Source organism: Kitasatospora sp. NPDC094028, from assembly GCF_049543595.1.
Lineage (GTDB): Bacteria > Actinomycetota > Actinomycetes > Streptomycetales > Streptomycetaceae > Kitasatospora.
Window position 1 is genome coordinate 1 of sequence record NZ_JBMVFA010000118.1, and the last position, 1,125, is coordinate 1,125.

Annotated in this window: 2 protein-coding genes; both read left to right on the plus strand. The window is 69.5% G+C overall.

Annotated features, from left to right (window positions below; all coding sequences use genetic code 11):
• Positions 1-501 (plus strand): dTDP-glucose 4,6-dehydratase (locus ACPC54_RS42215; protein WP_498973070.1); only part of this gene is annotated, 501 nt, incomplete at its 5' end.
• On the plus strand, positions 498-1,125 hold a 628-nt coding region (locus ACPC54_RS42220; RefSeq protein ID WP_498973072.1), incomplete at its 3' end, for an NDP-hexose 2,3-dehydratase family protein. The genes ACPC54_RS42215 and ACPC54_RS42220, both read left to right, overlap by 4 nt.

Consider the following 1,125-nt stretch of genomic DNA (forward strand, 5'->3'; position numbering starts at 1 on the left):
CTGATGGCCCGCGCCTACTGGCGCACCCATGGGCTGGACGTGCGGATCACCCGGTGCTCCAACAACTACGGGCCGTACCAGCATGTGGAGAAACTCGTCCCGCTGTTCGTCACACGGCTGCTGACGGGCGGGACCCTGCCGCTGTACGGGGACGGGACCAACGTCCGGGAGTGGATCCATGTCGAGGACCACTGCCGCGCCGTCCACCTGGTCCTGACCGGGGGCCGGGCCGGCGAGGTCTACAACATCGGCGGCGGCACCGCGCTGACCAACCGGCGGCTGACCGAGCTGCTGCTCGGGCTGTGCGACGCGGGCTGGGACCGGGTGCGGCACGTCGAGGACCGCAAGGGGCACGACCTGCGGTACGCCATCGACGACGCCAAGATCCGGGCGGAACTCGGCTGGCGCCCGCGGGTGTCCTTCGAGGAGGGGCTGAGCGGCGTCGTGGAGTGGTACCGCGCGAATCCCGCCTGGTGGAAGTCGCTGGAGGCGGCGCGATGAGCGACATCGAGCGGCTCGAGCGGTCGGCGCGCACCCCCGACAGCGCGGTGACGCCCAACGCCGAGTTCGACGCCTGGTTCACCGAGCAGCGCCGCACCAACCGCTACGCGGTCGAGCGCATCCCGTTCTCGCAGCTGGTCGGCTGGAACTTCCGCGACGACACCGGTGACCTGGTGCACGAGAGCGGGAGGTTCTTCTCGGTGGAGGGCCTGCGGGTGGACACCGCATGGGAGGGCACGGAGCACTCCTGGACCCAGCCCATCATCAACCAGCCCGAGATCGGCATCCTGGGCATCCTCGTCAAGGAGTTCGACGGGGTGCTGCACTGCCTGATGCAGGCCAAGATGGAACCGGGCAACCTGGACACCGTGCAGCTGTCGCCCACGGTCCAGGCGACCCGCAGCAACTACACCGGGGTGCACCGCGGCGCCCCGGTCCGCTACCTCGAGTACTTCAAGCCACCGCGGCGCGGACGGGTGGTCCACGACTCCCTCCAGTCCGAACAGGGCTCGTGGTTCCTGCGCAAGCGCAACCGCAACATGGTGGTCGAGGCCATCGGCGACGTCCCCGAGCACGAGGACTTCCGCTGGCTCACCATCGGCCAGATCCACCGGCTGCTCATGC